Source organism: Variovorax sp. DAIF25 (assembly GCF_050711835.1).
GTDB lineage: Bacteria > Pseudomonadota > Gammaproteobacteria > Burkholderiales > Burkholderiaceae_C > Variovorax.
Genome location: NZ_CP136636.1, coordinates 4,421,689 through 4,437,635 on the forward strand (window position 1 = coordinate 4,421,689; position 15,947 = coordinate 4,437,635).

At 70.3% G+C, this 15,947-nt stretch carries 19 protein-coding genes; 10 read left to right on the forward strand and 9 right to left on the reverse strand.

Annotation, left to right across the window (positions count from 1 at the left end; all coding sequences use genetic code 11):
- Positions 1–4 precede the first annotated feature (4 nt).
- From R0232_RS20480 to R0232_RS20495, 4 genes are all read left to right on the forward strand, one after another.
- Positions 5–712, forward strand: a complete 708-nt coding sequence (locus tag R0232_RS20480; RefSeq protein ID WP_093344346.1) for a response regulator — start codon at positions 5–7, stop codon at positions 710–712.
- A complete protein-coding gene (locus R0232_RS20485) occupies positions 672–2,234 on the forward strand; it encodes a sensor histidine kinase (RefSeq protein WP_431509222.1) in 1,563 nt (520 codons plus the stop codon). Before R0232_RS20480 ends, R0232_RS20485 begins: the two co-directional genes overlap by 41 nt.
- 101 nt (positions 2,235–2,335) lie before the next feature.
- Positions 2,336–2,857 (forward strand): tripartite tricarboxylate transporter TctB family protein, encoded by a 522-nt coding sequence (locus R0232_RS20490; protein WP_371268817.1) that lies wholly within the window; start codon positions 2,336–2,338, stop codon positions 2,855–2,857.
- Positions 2,858–2,861: 4 nt separating this feature from the next.
- Entirely contained in the window at positions 2,862–4,421 is a 1,560-nt protein-coding gene (locus R0232_RS20495; RefSeq protein WP_296785243.1) for a tripartite tricarboxylate transporter permease, read from the forward strand.
- On the opposite strand, the gene R0232_RS20500 is transcribed toward R0232_RS20495, so the two are convergent.
- Positions 4,422–4,835, reverse strand: a complete 414-nt coding sequence (locus R0232_RS20500) for a hypothetical protein (RefSeq protein WP_208512817.1) — start codon at positions 4,833–4,835, stop codon at positions 4,422–4,424.
- A 143-nt stretch (positions 4,836–4,978) separates the two neighbouring features.
- Between R0232_RS20500 and R0232_RS20505 the strand changes: the two genes are divergently transcribed.
- Positions 4,979–5,446, forward strand: coding sequence for an N-acetyltransferase family protein (locus tag R0232_RS20505; protein WP_431509223.1), 468 nt, complete (start codon positions 4,979–4,981; stop codon positions 5,444–5,446).
- A 13-nt stretch (positions 5,447–5,459) separates the two neighbouring features.
- Here R0232_RS20505 and R0232_RS20510 read toward each other — a convergent pair whose 3' ends face one another.
- The 4 genes from R0232_RS20510 to R0232_RS20525 form a co-directional block, all read right to left on the reverse strand.
- Positions 5,460–6,389 carry a pirin family protein gene (locus R0232_RS20510; protein WP_093344357.1) on the reverse strand — a complete coding sequence of 310 codons (930 nt, stop codon included), beginning with the start codon at positions 6,387–6,389 and terminating at the stop codon, positions 5,460–5,462.
- A gap of 51 nt (positions 6,390–6,440) precedes the next feature.
- Positions 6,441–6,992, reverse strand: a complete 552-nt coding sequence (locus R0232_RS20515) for a flavodoxin family protein (RefSeq protein WP_208512818.1) — start codon at positions 6,990–6,992, stop codon at positions 6,441–6,443.
- Between the two features lie 37 nt (positions 6,993–7,029).
- Positions 7,030–7,449, reverse strand: coding sequence for a DoxX family protein (locus R0232_RS20520; RefSeq protein WP_093344361.1), 420 nt, complete (start codon positions 7,447–7,449; stop codon positions 7,030–7,032).
- A 103-nt stretch (positions 7,450–7,552) separates the two neighbouring features.
- Positions 7,553–8,254, reverse strand: a complete 702-nt coding sequence (locus R0232_RS20525) for a pirin family protein (protein WP_296785230.1) — start codon at positions 8,252–8,254, stop codon at positions 7,553–7,555.
- A 165-nt stretch (positions 8,255–8,419) separates the two neighbouring features.
- Between R0232_RS20525 and R0232_RS20530 the strand changes: the two genes are divergently transcribed.
- From R0232_RS20530 to trmB, 4 genes are all read left to right on the forward strand, one after another.
- The gene (locus tag R0232_RS20530) at positions 8,420–9,373 is read left to right on the forward strand and encodes a LysR family transcriptional regulator (RefSeq protein ID WP_093344364.1); all 954 of its coding nucleotides are present in this window, start codon (positions 8,420–8,422) and stop codon (positions 9,371–9,373) included.
- Positions 9,374–9,491: 118 nt separating this feature from the next.
- Positions 9,492–10,610, forward strand: coding sequence for an NAD(P)/FAD-dependent oxidoreductase (locus R0232_RS20535; protein ID WP_431509224.1), 1,119 nt, complete (start codon positions 9,492–9,494; stop codon positions 10,608–10,610).
- 41 nt (positions 10,611–10,651) lie between these two features.
- Positions 10,652–11,566 (forward strand): tRNA glutamyl-Q(34) synthetase GluQRS, encoded by a 915-nt coding sequence (gluQRS, locus tag R0232_RS20540; protein WP_431509225.1) that lies wholly within the window; start codon positions 10,652–10,654, stop codon positions 11,564–11,566.
- Complete coding sequence (gene trmB / locus R0232_RS20545; protein WP_208512821.1) at positions 11,563–12,306, forward strand: tRNA (guanosine(46)-N7)-methyltransferase TrmB; 744 nt, start codon at positions 11,563–11,565, stop codon at positions 12,304–12,306. The genes gluQRS and trmB overlap by 4 nt, the downstream gene beginning before the upstream one ends.
- Before the next feature lie 12 nt (positions 12,307–12,318).
- Here trmB and R0232_RS20550 read toward each other — a convergent pair whose 3' ends face one another.
- Positions 12,319–12,792: an energy transducer TonB gene (locus R0232_RS20550; protein WP_431509226.1), complete on the reverse strand. Its 474-nt coding sequence runs from the start codon at positions 12,790–12,792 to the stop codon at positions 12,319–12,321.
- An 83-nt stretch (positions 12,793–12,875) separates the two neighbouring features.
- On the opposite strand from R0232_RS20550, the gene R0232_RS20555 reads away from it, so the two are divergent.
- Positions 12,876–14,042 carry an ABC transporter substrate-binding protein gene (locus tag R0232_RS20555; RefSeq protein ID WP_431509227.1) on the forward strand — a complete coding sequence of 389 codons (1,167 nt, stop codon included), beginning with the start codon at positions 12,876–12,878 and terminating at the stop codon, positions 14,040–14,042.
- A gap of 4 nt (positions 14,043–14,046) precedes the next feature.
- Here R0232_RS20555 and R0232_RS20560 read toward each other — a convergent pair whose 3' ends face one another.
- The 3 genes from R0232_RS20560 to R0232_RS20570 all read right to left on the reverse strand — a co-directional run bounded on the left by R0232_RS20560 (position 14,047) and on the right by R0232_RS20570 (position 15,930).
- Positions 14,047–14,721, reverse strand: a complete 675-nt coding sequence (locus R0232_RS20560; RefSeq protein WP_431509228.1) for a helix-turn-helix domain-containing protein — start codon at positions 14,719–14,721, stop codon at positions 14,047–14,049.
- A 76-nt stretch (positions 14,722–14,797) separates the two neighbouring features.
- The gene (locus tag R0232_RS20565) at positions 14,798–15,202 is read right to left on the reverse strand and encodes a cupin domain-containing protein (protein ID WP_057597523.1); all 405 of its coding nucleotides are present in this window, start codon (positions 15,200–15,202) and stop codon (positions 14,798–14,800) included.
- A 116-nt stretch (positions 15,203–15,318) separates the two neighbouring features.
- Positions 15,319–15,930, reverse strand: a complete 612-nt coding sequence (locus tag R0232_RS20570) for a DJ-1/PfpI family protein (RefSeq protein ID WP_431509229.1) — start codon at positions 15,928–15,930, stop codon at positions 15,319–15,321.
- Positions 15,931–15,947 lie beyond the last annotated feature (17 nt).

The following is a 15,947-nucleotide window of genomic DNA, read 5'->3' on the forward strand; positions in this document are numbered from 1 at the left end:
CGCGATGCGCATCCTGCTGGTGGAAGACGAACTGGACATGGCCTCCTGGCTGGTGCGCGCGCTCACGCAGAGCGGCTTCGTCACCGACCATGCGCCCGACGCGCGCACCGCCGAGGCCTTCATGGCCGGCACCGAGTACGACGCGGTGGTGCTCGACCTGCGGCTGCCCGACAAGCACGGCCTCGCGGTGCTGGCCGACATGCGCAATGCCGACGACCGCACGCCGGTGCTGATCCTCACCGCGCAGGGCGCGCTGCAGGACCGCGTGCGCGGCCTCCATCTCGGCGCCGACGATTTCCTCACCAAGCCCTTCGAACTGGTCGAGCTCGAGGCGCGGCTGACCGCGCTGGTGCGGCGCAGCCGCGGCCGGCAGCATCCGCGGCTGCAGTGCGCCTCGCTGGCCTACGACGGCGAGAGCCATGCCTTCACGCTGCGCGGCACGCTACTGGCGCTCACGCCGCGCGAGCACGCGGCCCTGAGCGCGCTGCTGATGCGCAGCGGCTCGCCGGTCGGCAAGTCGCAGCTGTTCGGCAAGGTGTTCACCAACGACAGCACCGCCGGACCCGATGCGATCGAGGTGGTGCTGCACCGGCTGCGGCGCAAGCTCGCCGACAGCGACGTGCGCATCGTCACCGTGCGCGGGCTGGGCTACATGCTCGAAGGCATCGCCGATGGACCCGCACGCGCCGCCGCCGTCTCCACCCCCCACTGAAAGCTGGCGCTTCGGCATCCGCGCGCGCCTGCTGGCGCTGCTGCTGCCGGGCATGGTCGCGCTGCTCGCGCTCGACAGCTGGAGCAACTACCAGGCGCTGACCGAGAGCCTGGTCGACGCCTACGACCAGAGCCTGCTCGAGCCCGTGCAGGCGCTGGCCAACGGCATCGTGGTCGCGAGCGACGGCAGCGTGCGCGTGCAGGAGGCCTTCTCGGTGCAGGCGATGTTCGAGTCGACCCACCTGCGCTACAAGTACCTGCACGTGGGCGCGGCGCCACTGGCCAGGGGCGAGGCCGGCACCGAGGAGACGCTGATGGGCGTGCCCGACCTGCCCGCCCCGCCGCCGAAGACCGCGACCGGCGCCGACGACGCGCCGGTGTTCTACGACGCGGTCTACCAGCAGCACCCGGTACGCGTGGCCGCGCTGCGCCAGACGGTCTACAACAGCCACGCGGGCAGTGCCTACACCGTGCTGATCCAGGCCGCCGAAGGCACCGGCCCGCGCCAGCGCGCGGTGGACGAATCGCTGCGCCAGGAACTGCTGCGCGCCGCGCGCATGGTGCTGGTGATGGCCCTGCTGGTGTGGCTGGGCGTGGCCTGGACCTTGCGCCCGCTCGAGCGGCTGCGCCGCTCGCTGCGCGAGCGCGCGCGCGACGACATCAAGCCGCTCGACCCGGCCGGCGTGCCGCAGGAGGTGGTGCCGCTGGTCGACGCAGTCAACCACCACATCGGGCGCCATCGCCGCATGGTGGCCGAGCATTCGCAGTTCCTCGCCGATGCCTCGCACCAGCTGCGCACGCCGCTGGGCATCCTGTCGATCCAGGCCGGCTACGCGGTGCGCGAGACCGACCCCGATCGCATGCGCGAATCGCTGCATGCGATCGTCGCGCAGCTCGCGCGCACGCGGCGCCTGAGCGAACAATTGCTGGCGCTCGCGCACGCGACGCACGAGGACGAGACCGAGGCCGCCGCGCCCGGGATCGTCGACCTCAACGCGATCGCGCGCGCCGTGGTGCTGCAGTACCTGCCGCTCGCGCGCGAGCACGACCAGGACCTGGGCTGGGTCGATGCGCGCGGCGACACCGCGGCCGACGGCCTCGCCGCGCCCGACGAGGAAGAGGACGCGGCATCGCCCGTGATCCCGGTGCGCGCCAACGCCGCGGAGCTGCACGAGCTGCTCGCGAACCTGGTACACAACGCGATCAAGTACACGCCGCGCGGCGGCAACATCACGGTGACGGTGCGGCGCGATGCCTCGCAGGCGCTGGCCGAGGTCTGCGACAGCGGCCCCGGCATCGCGCCGGAGCGGCGTGCCAGCGTGTTCGAGCGCTTCCAGCGCGACCCGGCCTCGCATGGCGCGAACGCACCCGCGATGCAGGGCGCCGGGCTCGGCCTCACCATCGCGCGCGGCTATGCGCGGCGCAACGGCGGCGAGATCCTGCTCGATAGCGCCGACATGCCCGAGAGCGCCAACGGCGGCGGGTTGCGCGCTATCCTCCGATTGCCGCTCGCTCGTACGTGATAACACGTATTTTGGGCCTCGAAGGCCCTTGCAAGCGTGTTGCGAAAGGGGATTGAAAGGCCCGCTTCCTAGACTGCATTGCTTCAGCCCGAAGGAGACATATGCAGCACAGCACGGGTGGTGGCGCGGCCTCGCAGGCATCGCGCGCCCCATCGAAATTCAAGAAAGACTATTACGGCGGAGCCTTGATGGTGATCGTCGGACTGGCCGCCGCCTATGCCGGCTACGGCTACCGCGTCGGCGAACTCGCGCACATGGGACCGGGCTTCTTCCCGGTCGCGCTCGGGCTGCTGCTGGCCTTCATCGGCCTCTTGATGGTGATCTCGGCGCGCGGCCAGCAACCGGCGCCCGAGGCCGCCGTCTCGCACGGCCATCCCGCCGGCCTGCCCGACCTGCGCGGCTGCGTCTGCATCGTGCTGGGCATCCTGGCCTTCCTGCTGCTCGGCGAGTACGGCGGGCTGCTGCCCGCGACCTTCGCGATCGTGTTCATCTCGGCGCTCGGCGACCGCGACAACACGCTGCGCGAAGCGCTGCTGCTCGCGCTCGCGATGATGGCCATCGCGGTGGTGGTGTTCTGGTGGGCGCTGAGCCTGCAGTTGCCGCTGTTCCAGTGGGGAGGCTGAGACCATGATCGGACAATCGCTCCACGACCTCTGGTTCGGTTTCGGCGTCGCGTTCCAGGGCTCCAACCTGCTCTGGTCCTTCTTCGGCGTGCTGGTGGGCAATCTCATCGGCGTGCTGCCCGGCATGGGCGCGCTGCAGGCCATCTCGATCCTGCTGCCGCTCACCTACGTGATGCACCCGGTGCCCGCCATCCTGATGCTGGCCGGCATCTTCTACGGTTCGCAGTACGGCGGCGCGATCGGCGCCATCCTGATGAACATGCCCTCGCACCCGCCGCACGCGGTGACCTGCCTCGACGGCTATCCGATGACCAAGCAGGGCAAGGGTGGCGTGGCGCTCGGCGTGACGATGATCTCCTCGTTCTTCGCCGCCTCGGTGGGCATCGTGGTGATGATCTTCGCCTCGCCGCTGCTGGTGCAGATCGCGTTCAAGTTCGGCCCGACCGAGATCTTCTCGATCATGATGCTGGGCCTGCTCGCGGGCTCGACCATGTCGCGCGGCTCGGCGCTCAAGGGCGTGGCGATGACGGTGTTCGGCCTGCTGTGCGGCGTGGTCGGCACCGACGTCAACAGCGGCAGCTTCCGCTTCGCCTTCGACCTGCCCGAGCTCAGCGACGGCCTCGAGCTGGTCGCGATCTCGATGGGCCTGTTCGGCGTGGCCGACTTCCTGCTCAACGTGAACCGCATGAAGAGCATCGGCGACACCGGCACGCTCAAGCTCAGCGACATGCGCCCGAGCAAGGAGGAGCTCAAGCGCGCCTTCCCCGCCATGATCCGCGGCACCATCGTGGGCACGATCTTCGGCGCGATGCCGGGCACCGGCCCGACCATCACCACCTTCATCGCCTATGCGCTCGAGCGCAAGGTGTCGAAGACGCCCGCGGCCTTCGGCACCGGCATGATCGAAGGCGTGGCCGGGCCCGAGGCCTCGGCGCATTCGAAGACGCAGGTCGACTTCATCCCGACCATGAGCCTGGGCATCCCGGGCGACGCGGTGATGGCGCTGATCCTCGGTGCGCTGCTGATCCAGGGCATCCAGCCCGGCCCGCAGCTGATCACCGAGCACCCGGACATCTTCTGGGGCCTGATCGCCAGCTTCTGGATCGGCAACGTGATCCTGGTGGTGCTCAACGTGCCGCTGATCGGGGTCTGGGTGAAGCTGCTGAAGGTGCCCTACAAGTACCTGTTCCCGGCGGCGATGTTCTTCATCGCGGTGGGCGTGTTCAGCACGCAGAACAGCCTGTTCCAGATCTGGGAGGTGCTGGTGTTCGGCATCATCGGCGCGCTGCTGATGTCGCTCGAGTTCTCGGTCGCGCCGATCCTGCTGGGCTTCGTGCTCGGGCCGATGGTGGAGGAGAACTTCCGCCGCGCGCTGCTGCTCTCGCGCGGCGACATGTCGGTGTTCATCACGCGCCCGATCAGCGGCACCTTCATCGGGCTGTGCGTGCTGTTGCTGATCGGCGTGGGCTACTCGGCCTGGCGCGGCTCGCGGCGCAAGTCGCAGTTGCTGCCCGATGCGCCCGACGGTGCGCCACCGGCCGAAGCGGTGACGCTGGGCAAGTAGTTAGAGGCCTTCGGCGAAGGCCAGCACGCGGCGCCCGTCGGCCTCGGTGTAGACCGCAGCCGGCGTGAGCCCCACGTAGCGGCCGCCCTCGTGCGGCCGCGCCTCCACCAGCTGGAAGCCCACCACCTCGCCCGACTTCACGTAGCGCGTCTCGATGTAGATGCCGGTCTGGCCGGCCTTGTTGATCGGCAGCTGCGCGACCGCCGCATAGTCCTCGGCCTTGAGCAGCGCGGTCAGGCGGTCCTTGAGGTGGAAGTCGTACCAGGCCTGCTTGTAGATCTGCGACTCGCCGGTCTTCACGTGCTTGAGCATCACCAGCAGCTTGCGCTGGAACAGCTTGAGTTCCTTCATCAGGAATTCGAACAGGTCGCCGTACTCGCCCGGTGCCGTTTCCGGCGTCTTCTGAATGGCCATCTCGCCTCGCTCGCTTTCTTCAACGTCGTTGTGGTTGTGGGTCGCGAGGCCGGTGTTCCCTCCCCCGCGGCGGGCGCACTTTACTATCGGACGATGGCATTTCGCGCCGCCTGGCGCGCGAACGATGCAACAGAGTTTCACAAGTGAACCCAATAGTTTTCAGAACCGCGACGCGCGCCGACCTGGCCGCCATCGTCGCCCTGCTCGCCGACGATCCGCTGGGCCGCGAACGCGAGGCCGCGGGTGCTTCACCCGATGCCGTCGATGCGCGCTACGTCGCCGCCTTCGAGGCCATCGCGGCCGATGCGAACCAGCAGCTCGTGGTGGTGACCGAGGGCGAGGCGGTGGTCGGCACGCTGCAGCTCTCGTTCATTCCGGGCATCGCGCGCCAGGGCGCATGGCGCGGCCAGATCGAGGCCGTGCGCATCGCGGCGCAGCGGCGCGATGCGGGGCTGGGCCAGCGGATGTTCGAGTGGGCGATCGCGCGCTGCCGCGAGCGGGGCTGCACCCTGGTGCAGCTCACGACCGACAAGCGCCGGCCCGATGCCCATCGCTTCTACGAGCGGCTGGGCTTCGTGGCGAGCCACGAGGGCTACAAGCTCGCGCTGTAGCCGCGCAACGCGCTCAGGTGGGCGTGCTGCCCGTGTCGGGCTCGCGCACTCCGAAGGGCTTGCCCGGCAGCGGGATGAACTCGGTCTCGCCGGGCACGTGGCCCATGCGCTGCGCGGCCCAGTCCTCGCCGGCCTGCAGGATGCGTTCGCGCCGGCTCGAGACGAAATTCCAGGTGATGTAGCGCGGACCGTCGAGCGGCTCGCCGCCGATCACCACCAACCGCACCGGCGCGGTCACGGGTGCCGTGAGGTTGGCGCCCTGCCCGTCGGCCAGCACCGCCATCGTGTGCATCGGTGCCACGACGCCGTCGATGCCGACGTCGCCATCGATCGGGTAGACCGCGAGCTCGGGCGCCAGCGCGGGCAGCGCGAAGCTCGCGCCGGCCGGCAGGGCGATGTCGAGGTAGACGGTCTGCGAGAAGGTCGTGACCGGCGAGCGCACGCCGAAGGCCTCGCCCACCAGCACGCGCACGCCCACGCCCTGCTCGAACAGGGCAGGAATGGCGTCGGAGGCGGTGTGCTCGAAGCTGGGCTCGACCTCTTCATGGGCCTGCGGCAGCGCGGCCCACAGCTGCAGGCCGTGATTGACGAAGGTCTCGGCCAGCAGGCGCTCGGGCTTGCGCTCGGAGTGCACGATGCCGCGGCCCGAGGTCATCCAGTTGATGGCGCCCGGCAGGATCTCCTGCACGCTGCCGATGCTGTCGCGGTGCATCATCGCGCCCTCGAACAGGTAGGTGACGGTGGCCAGGCCGATGTGCGGATGCGGGCGCACGTCGTGCGAGTTGCCCGGCTGCTCGGTGGCCGGGCCGAAATGGTCGAAGAACACGAAGGGGCCGACCGAGCGGCGCACGGCCGCGGGCAGCAGGCGCCGCACGTTGAAGCCGCCCCCCAGGTCCTTGTCATGCGGTTGCAGCAAACGGGTGGTGGGGGTGGCGTCGGTCATCGTGTTCTCTCCGTGGGTGCCCCGGGCCGGGGCGGCCCGCGCAGGCGGTGGTCAGCCGCGCGATCTTGCCACCGCGGCCACGCGCTCGCCGAAAGACCGCGCGGTGTCGAGGTCACCGCGGGGAATCTCGGCCGGGCTCGCGTCCGAGGGCGACTGCGTCAGCAGGCCGCCGTAGCCGCCGATGTAGTTGGTCGAATCGCGCGTGGCGGCCTTGTTGTTGGTCGGCAGGATGCCCATGCTGACCCAGATGCCGCTGTGCTGCATCGCGAGCGTCCACAGGTAGGTCATGGTCGTGACCTTGTCGCCGTTGATGGTGGCGCTGTTGGTGAAGCCGGCGAACAGCTTGTCCTTCCAGCCCTGCGTGTACCAGACCTTCGACGATGCATCGGCGAATTTCTTGAACTGCCAGCTCACGCCGCCCATGTAGGTGGGCGAGCCGAAGATGATCGCGTCGGCCGCGGCCAGGGTTTCCCAGCCGCCCTCGGGCAGGTTGCCGTCGGCGTCGATGGCGAGCAGTTGCGCGCCGGCGCCGTCGGCCACGGCCTGCGCCACGCGCTGGGTATGGCCGTAGCCGGAATGGAAGACGATGACGATGTTGGCCATGTTCGGTTGCTCCTTGCGATGGAAATGGATGCGGGGATCAGCGCTTGTCGATGCTGAAGCGGCCGGGACCGAAGGCGGCGAAGGCGAGCAGGCCGCCGGCGATGGCCATGTTCTTGTTGAAGTTGATCTGCTGCATCATCTTCATCGCGTCGGGCACGGCCCAGTACTTGTGGAAGAACAGCGCGGTCACGACGGTGAAGATGGCCATGACGATCGCGGTCCAGCGGGTCTTGAAGCCCAGCAGCAGCGCGATGCCCAGGCCGAGTTCGATGACGATCGCGACCGCGGCCGCCACCTCGGGCAGCGGCAGGCCGGCCGAGGTGATGTAGCCCACGGTGCCGCCGAAGCCCATGAGCTTGCCGATGCCGGCCGGGATGAACAGGTAGGCGATCAGGATGCGGCCGATCAGCGCGAGCGTGTCCTGCGCGCCGTTGGGGGTTGCGGTGGTGGTGGTCATTGCTGGGAACTCCTCTGTGGTTGTGGATGGGAAACGGGGAAAAACAAGGAGGGTGAGCAGGAAGACGCGCCCCGCGGACGGGGCGCCTCCCCTTCTACACCGCTCAGGCGGCCAGGTCGAACACCAGCACCTCGGCGTCCTTGCCGGCGGCCAGCGTCAGTTGCGATTCGCCTTCGAGCATCGCGGCGTCGCCGCCCAGGAGCTTCTGGCCATTCACTTCGAGCTCGCCGCGCACCAGGTGCACATAGCTCTTTCGCGTCGGGTCGAGCACTAGGCTGGCCTGCTCTTCGCCGTCGAGCAGACCCGCGAAGAGGCGCGCATCGGCATGCACTGTCACCGAGCCGTCGCTGCCGTCGGGCGAAGCCACGAGACGCAGCTTGCCGCGCTTCTCGGCGTTGCTGAACTGCTTCTGCTCGTAGCCCGGCTCGATGCCGCGCACGTTGGGCTGGATCCAGATCTGCAGGAAGTGCGTGGTCTCGTCGGCCTTGTGGTTGAACTCGCTGTGCATCACGCCGCGGCCGGCGCTCATGCGCTGCACGTCGCCGGGCGGGATCGACTCCACGTTGCCCATGCTGTCCTTGTGCGCCAGCTCGCCCGAGAGCACGTAGCTGATGATCTCCATGTCCTTGTGGCCATGGGTGCCGAAGCCGGCACCGGCGGCCACGCGGTCCTCGTTGATCACGCGCAGGTTGCCGAAGCCCATGTGGGCCGGGTCGTAGTAGTTGGCAAAGGAAAAGCTGTGGAACGACCGCAGCCAGCCGTGGTCGGCATAACCGCGTTCCTGGGATTTACGGACTTGCAACATCGTCGGACTCCTTGGGCCGGGCCCCGTGGGGGAAACCTTCGGCCTTCTTCGTATGCCGCGCCGGATGCGCAGCGGATGGGAAGAACTTTAGGCCCGCGCCCCCGAGGGAAAAGCGCCGCGCTTTGATGGCATCATTCAAATTTTTTGAACGATGGAGCCGCGACCATGCCCAGCCCCCGCGACGTGCTGACCCCCGATGCGCTCGCCATGCTGCAGACCGTGGCCCACACCGGCAGCTTCGCCGCGGCGGCGCGCGCGCTCGACCTGGTGCCCAGCGCGCTGAGCTACCGCGTGCGCCAGATCGAGGACGCGCTCGACGTGCTCTTGTTCGACCGCAGCGCACGGCAGGCGAAATTGACCGAGGCCGGCGCCGAACTGCTGCGCGAGGCGGCGCGGCTGCTCGGCGAGATCGACGCCGTGGCCAACCGCGTGAAGCGCGTGGCCACCGGCTGGGAGCCGATGCTCACGATCGCGGTCGACAGCGTGATCGCGCGCGATCCGCTGCTCGACCTCGCCACCGCCTTCTTCGCGCTCGAGCCGCCGACCCGCCTGAAGCTGCGCGACGAGACCCTGCTCGGCACCATCGAGGCGCTGACCAGCGGCGAGGCCGACCTCGCGATCGGCGCGGTGCTCGATGCCGCCAGCCTGGCCCTGACCGCCACCGGCCTGCGCAGCCGGCCGCTGGGCACCTTGCGCTTCGTCTATGCGATGGCGCCGCACCATCCGCTCGCGCGGCTCGAGGAGCCCCTGAGCGACGCGGTGCTGCGCCAGTACCGCGCCGTGGCCGCGGCCGACTCGGCGCGCAGCAGTCCCGGCCTCACGGTCAACCTGGTCGGCGGGCAGGACGTGCTGACGGTGCCGACCATGCAGGCCAAGCTCGCGGCGCAGCTGCACGGCCTGGGCGGCGGCTTCCTGCCCGAGCCGATGGCGCGGCCCTACATCGAGGCCGGTCACCTGGTGGAGCGCCGCACCGAGCGCCAGCCGCCGCTGGGCACCATGCACTGCGCCTGGCGCGTGCGCGCGGCCGGCAAGCCCGGGCGCGCGCTCGAATGGTGGCTCGCGCAGTTCGAGCACGAGGGCACGCGGCTCGCGCTGCTCGAACGCCATCGCGGCCGCTGATGCCCGCGAGGCGCGCATCGTCGTTTGCCCCAGGGTGGCTGCGGCGCGCGCGAAGACCGGGTTAGAGTCGGCGCAGCATCCAACCGTCTTCACCTCGTCACAAGAAAAGGGTCCAGCAATGACCACTCGTCCTCGCGCCAAGGCAGACCGCCACCGAACCCCGGCCCCCTCCCCCGACACAGCCCCCGACACGGCCTCCGCCGCCGCGCCGCGCCACTACGCCGTCGTCGGCGCCGGCATGGCCGGCGTGGCCTGCGCGCGCACGCTGGCGCAGGCCGGCCACCGCGTCACGCTGTTCGAGCGCGGCGACGGGGCGGGCGGCCGCATGGCCAGCGTCGACACCGCCTTCGGCCGCTTCGACAGCGGCGCGCAGTACTTCACCGTGCGCGATGCGCGCTTCGCGCAGGCGCTCGAGACCGTGCCCGGCCTGTGCCGGCGCTGGAGCGCCAACCTCGTGCGCGTGCTCGATGCCCATGGCCGCGTGGCCGAGGCCGCGCTGCCCTCGCTCGAATCGCACTGGGTGGCCCAGCCCGGCATGGACTCGCTGGTGGCGCAATGGGCCCGGCCGCTGGGCGACAGCCTGGTCACCGGCACGCAGGTCACGCGCATCGAGCCCGACGCGCTCGATGCCGCGCGCTGGCAGCTGCGCACCGCCGGTGCCGGCGACTCGCAGCGCGTGTACTCGGGCTTCGACGCGGTGCTGCTCGCGGTGCCGCCTTCGCGCGCCCGCGCGCTGCTCGAGGACGGCAAGCTGTCCCGGACCATCAGCCGCCAGGTCGAGCCGGTGCGCATCGCGCCGTGCTGGACGCTGATGATCGCCTTCCCGCAGGCCAACCAGCCGACCATGTCGCACCTCGGCCCGCAATGGAATGCCGCGCGCAGCACGCACCACCGCGTGGCCTGGCTGGCGCGCGAATCGTCCAAGCCCGGCCGCGAACGCATCGAGCGCTGGACCCTGCAGGCCAGCGCCACCTGGTCGCAGGAACACCTGCGCGACGACGCGCCGCGCATCGAGGCCAAGCTGCTGCGCGCCTTCTCCGAGATCACCGGCATCCATGCCACGCCGGCCCATGCGCAGGCGCTGTGCTGGACCGAGGCCCAGACCCAGGTGCCGGTGGGCCAGAGCCACTTGTGGGACGCCAAGGCGCGCATCGGCGTGGCCGGCGACTGGTGCATCGGCCACCGCGTCGAGGACGCCTTCGTCTCGGGCCTGTCGCTCGCGCTCGCGGCGCTGTAGTTCCCGTTCCGGGGCCGGCCGCGGCCCCTTGCCGTTTTTTCATGCCTCCCGTCGGCCGCTTCGCTCCCTCGCCCACCGGCCCGCTGCACGCGGGCTCGCTGGTCGCCGCGCTCGCGAGCTGGCTCGACGTGCGCGCGCGTGGACCGCAGGCGCGCTGGCTGGTGCGCATCGAGGATGCCGACACCGAGCGCTGCCTGCCGGGCATGGGCGAGTGCATCTTGCGCCAGCTGGCCGACTGCGCGCTGATCCCCGACGAGGAACCCGTGTGGCAGACCGCGCGCACCGCGCGCTACGAGGCCGCGCTGGCGCGCCTGCGCGAACGCGGCCTCGCCTACCCCTGCGGCTGCTCGCGCAAGGACATCGACGCCGCGCTCGCGCGGCTGGGCCAGCAGCACGAGCGCCATGGCGAGCGCGTCTACCCCGGCACCTGCCGCGACGGCCTGCATGGCAAGCCCGCGCGCGCCTGGCGCTTCGCCACGCAGAAGTTCGAGGCCGCGGCGCCGGGCGAACTCCACTGGACCGATCGCCGCCTCGGCGCGCAAAGCCAGGACGTGGGCCGCGAGGTCGGCGACTTCGTGCTGCGCCGTGCCGACGGCCCCTGGGCCTACCAGCTCGCGGTGGTGGTCGACGATGCCGACCAGGGCGTGAGCGACGTGGTGCGCGGCGAGGACCTGGCCGACAACACGGCGCGCCAGATCCTGCTGCAGCGCGCGCTCGGCCTGCCGACGCCGCGCTACCTGCACACGCCGCTGGTGCGCGGCGCCGACGGCCACAAGCTCTCGAAGCAGAACGGCGCGGCGGCCTTCGACACCGCGACGCCCGAGGCCGCGCGCGCCGCGCTCGATGCCGCGGCGCGCGTGCTCGGCCTGGGCCCGGCCGCGGGTGCTTCGTGCGCCGAGGCGCTGGCCGGCTGGGTGCCCGCATGGCGCGCTCTCTACAATTCGCGGCCGCAATGACCTCTCCCGACACCGTGTCCCACGACCTTCCGCCCGCCGACGACGACGCAGGCGACAGCACCACGCCCCATCCGCTGCACCGCCGCCTCAAGAGCTTCGTGAAGCGCGGCGGCCGCACCACCGACGGCCAGGCACGCGCCTTCGCCGAGCTGGGCCCGCTGTACCTGCTGCCCTACCGCGAGGAAACGCTGGACCTGGCGGCGGCCTTCGGCCGCGAGGCGCCGACCGTGCTCGAGATCGGCTTCGGCATGGGCGAGGCCACGGCCCACATCGCGACCGTGCGGCCCGACACCAACTTCCTCTGCTGCGAGGTGCACGAGCCCGGCGTGGGCGCGCTGCTCAAGCGCATCGGCGAGCAGAGCATCCCGAACATCCGCATCTGCGCGCACGATGCCGTCGAGGTGCTCGACCACATGCTGCAGCCCGCCACGCTGGCCGGCGTGCACGTGTTCTTTCCCGATCCCTGGCACAAGAAGCGCCACAACAAGCGCCGGCTGATCCAGGCCGAGTTCGTGACCAAGCTCGCGCAGCACCTGCGCCCCGGCGGCTACATCCATTGCGCCACCGACTGGCAGCCCTATGCCGAGCAGATGCTCGAGGTGCTGTCGGCCGAGCCGCTGCTGCGCAACACCGCCGCCGACTACGCGCCCAAGCCCGATTACCGGCCGCTGACCAAGTTCGAGAACCGCGGCCTCAAGCTGGGCCACGGGGTCTGGGACCTGGTGTTCGAGCGCGCCTGAGCGCGCCCTGCGTCAGTCCTCGACCACGAAGCGGAACGGCAGCCGCATCGCGCTGCGCAGGCCCTGGCCGTTCGCGTCGCGCGCCGGCTCGAAGCGCCAGGCTTCGAGCGACTTCGTCACCACCTGCGACAGCAGCGGATGCGGCGAGCTGACGATCCGGATCCGGTCGGCGCGCCCCTCGGGGTTCACGTCGAAGGCCGCGACCACCGTGCCCGCCACGCCCTGCTCGGCCAGTTGCGAGGGATAGCCCGGGATCGAGCGCTGCAGCACGCGCGCGTCGGACACCGGCGCTGGCCGCCGTGCCGGTGTGGGATCGGCCATGGGCGGGGGCGCGATCGTGGGCGGCGCGGCGATCTCCAGCGTCGGCGTCCCGGTCCCGCCCTGCGAGAAGCCGGCCTCCTGCGCCTGTGGCGCCCTGTTCCGGGCCAGGTCGGTGCAACCGGCCACCACGGCACATCCCAGTGCCAGCACAGCGATCTTGTTCATGCCAGCGATTCTGCAGTGCGCAAAACTTCCCGCCGGGCATCCAAATTGCTACACTTTTTTACTATTTTGAGCAAAGGTGTCCGATGAACGACGCACGCAGACAGTGGCTGATCAAGACGGGCGCCCTGTTGGCGCTGGGCACGGCCGGGCCGCGCGCGTTCGCGCAGGCCACCCGCGCGGCCGCGGCCGGCGGCGCCCGCGTGGTGCTGCTGGGCCAGTCGGTGCCGCTGACCGGCACGGCCGGCGAGATCGGCCTGGCCTTCGCGGCCGGCAGCCGGCTCGCGGTGAGCGACTTCAACGAACGCAATGCCGCCAGCGGCCTGCAGCTCAAGCTGCTGCAGCTCGACGACGGCTACGACGCGAGCCGCGCGGCGGCCAACGCCCGCACCCTGCTGTCGCGCGACAAGGCCGACATGCTGTTCGGCTTCGTCGGCACCGCCAGCAGCAATGCCGGCGCCGAGGTCGCCACCCAGCAGGGCAGCCTGCTGTTCGCGCCCTTCGCGGCCTCGGACACCCTGCGCGGCCCCGCGCATCCCAACGTGTTCCATGTGCGCCCCGGCATGATCGACGAGGCACTGAAGATCGTGCGCCAGTGCGCCACCGTGGGGCAGACCCGCATCGCGCTGGTCGGCGACGACGACGCGATGGGCCGCGCCGGCCTCGCGGCGGTGCAGCAGGCCGTGAGCGAACTCAAGCTGCCGCCGCTGGTCGCCACCGCGATGGTGCCCGCGGGCGGCGGCAAGCCACTCGAGGATGCGCTCAAGGCCGTGCAGCAGCCCTCGCCGCAGGCCATCGTGCTGGTGTCGCTCTCGGGCACCACGGCCCAGGCCATCCGCACGCTGCGCAAGAACGGCTACACCGGCAGCTTCATGGCCTTCTCGATCGTGGGCATCGACCCGCTCTACGCCGAGCTCGGCAAGGACATCGGCGGCATCGTGATCTCGCAGGTCGTGCCCTCGCCGCGGCCCTCGGCGATCCCGATCGTCAAGGAGTACCGCGCCGCGGTCGACAACTCCGACCAGGCGCCTTCGTACGAGGGCCTCGAGGGCTTCATCGCGGCCAAGACCGTGGGCGAGGCGGTGCGCCGCGCGGGCCGCGGCTTCACGCCGCAGAGCCTGCAGCGCGTGATGAGCGCGATGACCGACTACGACGTCGGCGGCTTCCGCATCAACCTGCGCCCGGGCCTGCGCGACAACGTGCGCAGCATCGACCTGATCAGCATCTCGGCCGACGGACGCGTTCTGCGCTGAGGTTTCAGGCCAGGTTCGGGTGGTAGCCCACGGGCGAATAGATCACCACCAGCGCCGTGGCCGGCCCCGCGAGTGCATGCCCGCGGTGCGGAATGCGCGCGTCGAAATGCAGCGTGTCGCCGGGCTCGAGGATGAACTTGTCGACCCCGACCTGCCACTCCACGCGGCCCGTGAGCACGTGCATCATCTCCTCGCCCTCGTGCTCGAAGAACACGAACTTGTCGACCTTGTCGGGGAAGGTGAACAGGAAGGGCTGCAGCGCGCGGTCGGTGGTGGCGTCGGTCAGCGCGAAGTAGTCGTAGCCGAAGGCGCTGCCGCCCATCACGGTCGGGCGCTTGTCGGCATGCCGCACCAGGCTCACGCCGCGCCAGCTCTGCTGCGCATGCGTGTTGTCGGTGAGAAGGCTCGCGGCCTCGATGCCCAGCACGCTCGCGATGCGTGCCAGCGAGCCGATCGGCGGCACCTTCTGGCCGCTCTCGATGCGCGAGAGATAGGCCTTGCCGAAGCCGGCCCGCTCGGCCAGCGCCGCGAGCGTGAGGCCCGCCTCGAGGCGCCGCTGCTTGAGGCGCACGCCGAGGTCCACATGGGCCGGCACCTCGGCGGGGGCCGCTGCAACGGCGGCAGCGGCGGGGGCCGCCGCGCGCTTGGGCGCGCGAACGGTTTTCTTTGAAGCAACCATGTTCCGAATTTAACGGAACCGGTTTACCTGCCGGCACACCCGGTTGCCCGGATGGCCGGCACCGCGCGAGAAGAACTCAGTTCTTGTCGGCCTCGAAACCCGCCGCGTTGAAGAACACGTTGGGCTTGCGATAGATCGCGAGGATGGTGCAGCCCTCGTCCGAGCGCGTCTCGTGCAGCGAGCCCGGCTGGCGCCAGACGAACTGGCCCGCGCGGCAGATGCCGTCGTGGTCCGAGAACGAACCCTCGAGCACCCAGCTCTGCTCGATCTCGGGATGCTTGTGGAACGGCAGCACCGCGCCGGGTTCCCACTTGAGCAGCACCGTCATCTCGCCCGATGCGTCGTTGCGGTAGAGCACCTTCATCTGGATCTTCGGAAACTGCGAGGGCCGCCATTCGAGCGTGGCGGGATCGACGTAGACGGAACCACCGATGGTGGGTTGCAGCTTGCCGGAGAGGCGTTCCTTGAAGACGGCGGACATGGTGTTTGACTCCTGTGGATGAATGGATGGGTGGGGGACGGGGACATCGCCGCAGCGGGTGGATTCGATTCTAGATCGAAGTTTCCCATTGGACAACTTTTGGAAATCGAAGGCGCTCAGCCCGCGAAGCGCAGCCGGTTGGCCTCGCGCGCGGCGCCGTATTCCATGATCCGGGCCACCTCGGCCGCGGGTGCGGGGCCGAAGCGTTTCTCGATCAGGTACAGCACGGCGTCGATGCACAGCGTGACGCCGCCGCCGGTGACCACGCGGCCGTTGTCGACCACGAGCGCGGGCTCGGTGCGGATCGCCGGATAGCGTTGCCGCAGTTCATCGAGCGGCGAGGTCTCGGGCGGCACCACCTCGAACTTGGTGGTCGCGCGCAGGCCGTCGAGCACGCCGGCCTCGGCCAGGATCATCGCGCCGGTGCAGACCGAGCAGACCAGAGCTTCGGGCGCGACGCGGCGCACGAACTCGAGCACGCGCGCGTCCTGCGAGGCGGCGCGCCAGCCGGGCCCGCCGGGCACCAGCAGCACGTCGACCTCGCGCACTTCCTCGAAGCTTTTGTTCGGCAGCACCTGCAGCCCGTTGGCGAGCGTGACCGGCGCGCGGTCGAAGGACACGGTCTGGTAGCCGAGCTCGGGGATCACGCGCCGCGCCATCGAGACCACGCCGATGGCGGCGAGGTCGACGGGCTCGATGCCCTCGTAGAGCAGGAAGGTCATGTGCATTCGCGGGTCTTTCGTTC

Excerpts from the sequence above, each read along its gene's own strand:
- R0232_RS20480 (WP_093344346.1), top strand. The coding sequence starts at position 5 with ATGCGCATCCTGCTGGTGGAAGACGAACTGGACATGGCCTCCTGGCTG.
- R0232_RS20485 (WP_431509222.1), top strand. The coding sequence starts at position 672 with ATGGACCCGCACGCGCCGCCGCCGTCTCCACCCCCCACTGAAAGCTGG.
- R0232_RS20490 (WP_371268817.1), top strand. The coding sequence starts at position 2,336 with ATGCAGCACAGCACGGGTGGTGGCGCGGCCTCGCAGGCATCGCGCGCC.
- R0232_RS20495 (WP_296785243.1), top strand. The coding sequence starts at position 2,862 with ATGATCGGACAATCGCTCCACGACCTCTGGTTCGGTTTCGGCGTCGCG.
- R0232_RS20500 (WP_208512817.1), bottom strand. The coding sequence starts at position 4,835 with ATGGCCATTCAGAAGACGCCGGAAACGGCACCGGGCGAGTACGGCGAC.
- R0232_RS20510 (WP_093344357.1), bottom strand. The coding sequence starts at position 6,389 with ATGACCGACGCCACCCCCACCACCCGTTTGCTGCAACCGCATGACAAG.
- R0232_RS20515 (WP_208512818.1), bottom strand. The coding sequence starts at position 6,992 with ATGGCCAACATCGTCATCGTCTTCCATTCCGGCTACGGCCATACCCAG.
- R0232_RS20520 (WP_093344361.1), bottom strand. The coding sequence starts at position 7,449 with ATGACCACCACCACCGCAACCCCCAACGGCGCGCAGGACACGCTCGCG.
- R0232_RS20525 (WP_296785230.1), bottom strand. The coding sequence starts at position 8,254 with ATGTTGCAAGTCCGTAAATCCCAGGAACGCGGTTATGCCGACCACGGC.
- R0232_RS20530 (WP_093344364.1), top strand. The coding sequence starts at position 8,420 with ATGCCCAGCCCCCGCGACGTGCTGACCCCCGATGCGCTCGCCATGCTG.
- R0232_RS20535 (WP_431509224.1), top strand. The coding sequence starts at position 9,492 with ATGACCACTCGTCCTCGCGCCAAGGCAGACCGCCACCGAACCCCGGCC.
- gluQRS (WP_431509225.1), top strand. The coding sequence starts at position 10,652 with ATGCCTCCCGTCGGCCGCTTCGCTCCCTCGCCCACCGGCCCGCTGCAC.
- trmB (WP_208512821.1), top strand. The coding sequence starts at position 11,563 with ATGACCTCTCCCGACACCGTGTCCCACGACCTTCCGCCCGCCGACGAC.
- R0232_RS20550 (WP_431509226.1), bottom strand. The coding sequence starts at position 12,792 with ATGAACAAGATCGCTGTGCTGGCACTGGGATGTGCCGTGGTGGCCGGT.
- R0232_RS20555 (WP_431509227.1), top strand. The coding sequence starts at position 12,876 with ATGAACGACGCACGCAGACAGTGGCTGATCAAGACGGGCGCCCTGTTG.
- R0232_RS20560 (WP_431509228.1), bottom strand. The coding sequence starts at position 14,721 with ATGGTTGCTTCAAAGAAAACCGTTCGCGCGCCCAAGCGCGCGGCGGCC.
- R0232_RS20565 (WP_057597523.1), bottom strand. The coding sequence starts at position 15,202 with ATGTCCGCCGTCTTCAAGGAACGCCTCTCCGGCAAGCTGCAACCCACC.
- R0232_RS20570 (WP_431509229.1), bottom strand. The coding sequence starts at position 15,930 with ATGCACATGACCTTCCTGCTCTACGAGGGCATCGAGCCCGTCGACCTC.